The 5,366-nt window shown below is 55.2% G+C and carries 4 protein-coding genes and 3 pseudogenes; 3 read left to right on the plus strand and 4 right to left on the minus strand.

The genetic code is table 11. The features are described from left to right. Positions 1-862 (plus strand): TonB-dependent receptor domain-containing protein (locus tag ABF824_RS15250; protein ID WP_415489838.1); only part of this gene is annotated, 862 nt, incomplete at its 5' end. Positions 863-883: 21 nt separating this feature from the next. After that, positions 884-1,525 carry a YceI family protein gene (locus tag ABF824_RS15255; RefSeq protein ID WP_415489839.1) on the plus strand — a complete coding sequence of 214 codons (642 nt, stop codon included), beginning with the start codon at positions 884-886 and terminating at the stop codon, positions 1,523-1,525. Between the two features lie 192 nt (positions 1,526-1,717). On the opposite strand, the pseudogene ABF824_RS15260 reads toward ABF824_RS15255, so the two are convergent. Continuing rightward, positions 1,718-2,038 (minus strand): annotated as a pseudogene (locus ABF824_RS15260) (transposase); the annotation flags it as partial. A 56-nt stretch (positions 2,039-2,094) separates the two neighbouring features. On the opposite strand from ABF824_RS15260, the pseudogene ABF824_RS15265 reads away from it, so the two are divergent. After that, positions 2,095-2,864: pseudogene (locus tag ABF824_RS15265) on the plus strand (IS5 family transposase). Between the two features lie 16 nt (positions 2,865-2,880). Here the strand turns inward: ABF824_RS15265 and ABF824_RS15270 are convergent. The 3 genes and pseudogenes from ABF824_RS15270 to ABF824_RS15280 all read right to left on the minus strand — a co-directional run. Next, positions 2,881-3,372, minus strand: a pseudogene (locus ABF824_RS15270) (IS5 family transposase); the annotation flags it as partial. 42 nt (positions 3,373-3,414) lie between these two features. Further along, positions 3,415-4,758, minus strand: coding sequence for an IS1182 family transposase (locus tag ABF824_RS15275; RefSeq protein WP_415489840.1), 1,344 nt, complete (start codon positions 4,756-4,758; stop codon positions 3,415-3,417). A 64-nt stretch (positions 4,759-4,822) separates the two neighbouring features. Continuing rightward, positions 4,823-5,366: aldehyde dehydrogenase family protein (locus tag ABF824_RS15280; RefSeq protein ID WP_415489841.1), on the minus strand; the 544-nt coding region annotated here is incomplete at its 5' end.

Here is a 5,366-nt window from a genome sequence, read left to right on the forward strand (position 1 = left end):
GGATTTAAATAGTGCAAACGGCAACTATCTTTATCGAATAGATCAGACACATCAGACAGACAAATTTACAGGAAAATTTGGACTTGAGTATAATATTATTCATTCACTAATGGCTTATGCAACCATATCGAACGGGTTTAAACCGGGAACATATTTTTCCCAAGCATCTACATCAGCATCGTCTATTGCATATATCAAACCGGAAAATCTTCTTGCTTATGAAGTCGGTCTGAAATACCTCTCCAATGACGGGCATCTATCGCTCAGCGGATCGTTGTTTGATTATGAATACCGCAACCGCCAGACCTTGATGCTTGCTGAGTCGCCTACCGGATATTTCGTAAGTCTGGGCAGTATTCCTAAATCCAGGACACGGGGCGGAGAATTGCAGGCTTCGTGGAAGACACCCCTGCCGGGTCTGAATATCGAAGGTAATTTTGCGTACTTGGACGGTATTATTCAGAAAGGGCCCGATTCATTGCGTGGCGCCACAATTGTATTGCCCATTACGGCGCATAGCGCGCTTCCTTTTGCCCCCAAGTTTTCATGGTCGGCTATTGCAAGTTATTCTCATAAAATTGCAGATGTACTTATATTCCGGACACAGGTCAGTTATTCATGGAAGGATAATATGTGGACGTCTCTGGGGGATATGAATGCCAAGACCAGTAAGATACAGTCCCTTGGCTTCAGAATGTCTCTTATATCCACAAGAAAGAAGCCGTGGCATGTCGATTTCTATGTCGACAACCTGACCAACCGGCATGGCGACACCTATTCTTTTTCGACACCTGACAATTCACGTGGACAATATATCCAGACACCTAGGTGGTTTGGGTTCGAGATCGGCCAAATATTCTGAAAAATAACGAAAGATAAAGACATGAGAGTAAAAACTGCCTTTATTGGCTCCGTGCTTGCAATCGCGCTTCATAATGTAGATGCCTGTGCCGCCCCTACGGCTGAAACATGGGTATCTGATCCTGTTGGTACATGGATGGAAATCAGCTTCACACATAGCAATCTATTCGTGAATACGACAACAATACCCAATTCAATCGCTACAGTCGTTTTTTCGGGTGATAATGTTGAAAATGCAAAGTTCAATATTTCTTGTGCGCCTGAAAGCATATGGTCCCATAATTCCCTCTTTGTTACCATGCTAAGGGAAAAAGGGTTTTTTGACGCAGCAAAGAACCCTACAATATATTTCACAAGTACATCGATCAAAAAGCAGAATGCGGATACGTATGAAGTAAAAGGTAATCTCTCCATGAATCGGGTTACCCGCCCAGTGACATTGGCAATGACTGCGTCGAAAATTGTTCCTTTCGATGGTGTCAAATTTCGTGCTTTCACTTTGACAGGGATAGTCGACAGAAAAGATTTTGGGATGAATTTCCAGGAACCTAAAGAGTTGCAGGATGATCCTCTCTTTGGAAAAACATGGAACATCAAATTCACTGTGGAAGTTACTGATAAACCGAACGCATCAAAATATGTGCCCCCGACTGTCGCAGATTGAGTAAATTGGGCGGAAAACAAGCTGAGTGCTGGTCAGGAATATTCCTGCTTCGAAAGCAAGGGGGGGAAACCGCCCGGATATAAATGGCGTCGATGTGGATTGTAGCACTACTTTGGCAGAATGTATTGCGGGGTCTGGAGTAGAAGGTTTTCACAGTGCGGGCATTGCCCGGTGGGTGGTCGCAGGATGCGATCAAGAATGGCCTGTCGTATTGCTGGCAGACTGGACTGTGGAGGTCGGCCGGTGACTCTTTTTTTTCCGCCCGATCGCCATGAGGCGCCGGGACTGGAGAAAGGCGTAGGCCATCATGGACATCAATGCGTGTCGGTGCAGGCCTGTCCATGATCGTCCCTCAAAGTGATCGAGGCCCAGTTCCTCCTTGAGTTGCTGATGCGCCTGTTCGCAGACCCAGCGGGCCTTGATCGCAGCGGCCAGTAGCCTGAGGGAGGTGCCGGCAGACAGGTTGGACAGGTAGTATTTCCGTTCTCCGGTGGAACGGTGCTCGCCAATTAGGGTCTGTTAGGTCTTGAATGACAGAACGGACTGCATAGCTGTTTATGATGAGCATGATGCAGTCTGTCTTTTCTGATGCCGTCTGGGAGCCTTTGATCGAAGAAGTCCGTCCGAAGGGAAAGACCCCACCGACAAACCTTCGACGGACGATCTCTGCGATTTTCTGGCGCCATCAGAACGGCGCGAAGTGGCGTGCCCTGCCATCTGAGTTTGGTCCCTGGTGGATTGCCGCACAGTTGTTCATTCGCTGGTCGAAGTTTGGGGTGTGGCAGCGCCTCTTTGAAAAGGTAAGAGGCGCGGACCCGGAATTGGGCATGGTCTTTCTCGATGGCACGACGATCCGTGCTCATCACAAGGCGGCCGGGGCCGCTAAAAAAGGGGATACAGGGAACGCCGCAGAGATCGTGAGGCGCTTGGCCGTTCACGTGGAGGCTTTGGCACCAAGGTCTGCGTAGCGGCAGATGGACATGGCAAGGCATTGTCCTTCACACTGTCGCCCGGACAGGCACATGAACTGCCATCCGCTTATGCCCTGCTCGACGACCTGCCACACCCACCGATCTATGTCGTCTGTGACCGTAGGTATGCCTCGCATAAATTCCGTGAATATCTCTGGGACCGGGGATCTCGTCCTGTCATTCCGCCAAGGAAGAATGATCCAGAAGTCGCCTGTCCCAGATGGGCTTACAGACACTGACACCTGGTCGAAAATCTGTGGGCAAGGCCCAAGGAGGGGCGGGCTATCGCGACCCGATATGAGAAAACCGCGGCATCCTTCCTCTCTGTCATCCTCATCGCTACTACAGCAGACTATATCAAGGCCTAAGAGCCTGTTTGGAAAATCACGGGTGAGCGTTTCTGCGCATGAGATTGGCCCCCATGGCGACGAGAATCATGGCCTTTGACACGTCGATGCGACGTTTATAATCCCGAACCAAGCGCTGCCATCTGGTCATCCAGCCGAAGGTTCGCTCCACGACCCATCGGCGGGGCAGTACCTCAAAACCTCTCGCGCTCTCGCGGCGGCGGATGATTTCAAGGACGAAGTCGAGATAAGCCGCCTTGTCCATGAGGCTGAGCCGATCGTAGGCGCCATCGGCGAGCAGGTGCTTCACCCAGGGCCAGCGTTTGCGGATGGCATCCAGGATTATCTGGGCACCCGCACTGTCCGAGATGTTAGCAGAGGTAAGATTGATCATCAACAGGCGTCCATCGGTATCGACGGCAATGTGGCGCTTGCGGCCGACGACCTTCTTGCCGGCGTCGTAGCCTCTTGTTTCCGCGTGAGGCGCCTTGATGCTCTGGCTGTCGATCACCGCTGCCGTAGGGCTGGCGTTGGGCGCTGCTGTAGTGATAAGTGACGGCGACGACGGCGTTTATGCGGCCGTCAGTCGCGTGATCCTGCGGCAATTGTATGCGAGGGCGACGAGCGTCCATTCTGTTGCGACGTTGGGGAGGCCACGGAGATGGAAACGGGTGAAGCCCATGGCGCTCTTGATGATACCGAAGACCGGTTCGACGGTCTGCTTGCGTAAGGCGTAAAGGGCTTTTGCCGGGTTCTGTTGCAGCCTGGCCTTCATTTCCAGGCGCCAGGGCTCGGTGATCCGGCGCGGCTCCCTGGGTGGTGGTTCTGGCCGGAAGTCATAAGGGCGCCGATTCACAGGGCGTCCGATGGCGACCAGCGGGTCCACGCCGCTGGCCTGCAATGTCTGGATGGCTTTGCCGCTAGCGAAACCCGTGTCGGCGAGGACGGTTCGTGGCAGGCCGATCCTCTCCTCCATACCCAGGATGGTGGCGGCGAAGCTGGGCGCGTCCGCCGTCGTTACAACGACCCCATTTTCCAGGATCAACTGGCTGCCCTCGGCACAAACCACGGCCTGGGCATTGTAGGCTTGTCGGTATTCATGCGCGTCGGAGCGGCGCATCAGCCTGCTGTCCGGATCGGTCAGGTTGATCTGCCGGTCTGGTGGCGGTTCATCGTCGGGCTCTTTCGGCGGGCGGGCACGCCGTCCCCGCTTCGCATCAAAGGCCGCTTTCTTGCGTTCGTATTCGGGCCGGGCGGTCTCGGCCTGCTCGCGGGCTTCCGCTTCCAGTCGCGCACAGGCTTCATCCAGCTTTGCCTTCAGAGCCTCCCGGCGGGCCAGTTCCTCCGGCAAGACCTGGTGATCCGTATCGGTTGTATCCGCCGTCTCCGCCTGGTCCATCAGGATTGCGATGTCGGTGGCCAACGTCTCGCGCAGTTCTTTCGCGCGATCATAACGGATGGAACGGTATTTCGAGGCATTGGCATCGATCTTCGTGCCGTCGATCGACACCGTGCCAAGCCGCACCAGCCCCGTCTCGCGTGCCAGCAGGAGCACATGCACGAACGCCGCCTCGATCGCCGTGCGGTTGCCGCGTCGGAACGCCGCGATCGTGTCATGGTCAGGATGCAGGTTCGCCGCCACAAAGCGCATACCGATATCACGATACGTCGCCCGTTCGATCCGACGCGATGAGAACACGCCATTCGCATAGGCGTAGATCAGCAGCGCCAGCATCAAGCGCGGATGATATTGCGCCTTGCCGCCTGTCCGCACAGGAACGGAAAATGACCTCAACGGCACCCGCTCTACCGCCGCCACGATGAAATGCGCCACATCGTCCGACGGCAACCATGACTTCATATCCGGCGGCAGAAGATACGGCTGCGATCGATCAAACGGAATGAAGCTGCTCATCCTGAAAGCTTATCCCAGATCACCAGAGGTAGGCACCCCACCCCGACAGTCTGCTAACAGAGCCCTAGTTAGTAACGTCTGTGCAAATGTATTTTATTTCCATGTATTCATCCATGCCGTAGCGTGATCCCTCCCGCCCCATGCCCGACTGCTTGATGCCGCCAAATGGGGCGACCTCGTTGGAGATAAGGCCGGTATTGTGCCCGACCATGCCATATTCCAGCGCTTCGGCCATGCGGTGGGCGCGAGCATGGTCGCGGGTGAAGAAATAGGCGGCCAGACCGTATTCCGTATCATTGGCCATGGCTATGGCTTCGGCCTCGGTATGGAAACGGAACAGGGGGGCGACGGGACCGAAGGTTTCCTCGCGCGCGATGCGCATGGCGGGTGTGGCATCGCGCAGCACGGTGGGCTGGTAGAACAGGTCGCCCGCGCCATCGCGCGCGCCGCCGCACAGGACGGTTGCGCCATGGGCGACCGCGTCATGGACATGTTCCTCCACCTTTTCCAGCGCTTTGGTGCTGATCAGCGGCCCGATGGCGGCATCCGGGTTGCTGCCCGGCCCGACCCGCAGCTTTGCCACCACGCGGGCGAAGCGGGTGGCGAAT

This window comes from Acetobacter sp. (genome assembly GCF_047721705.1).
Lineage (GTDB): Bacteria > Pseudomonadota > Alphaproteobacteria > Acetobacterales > Acetobacteraceae > Acetobacter.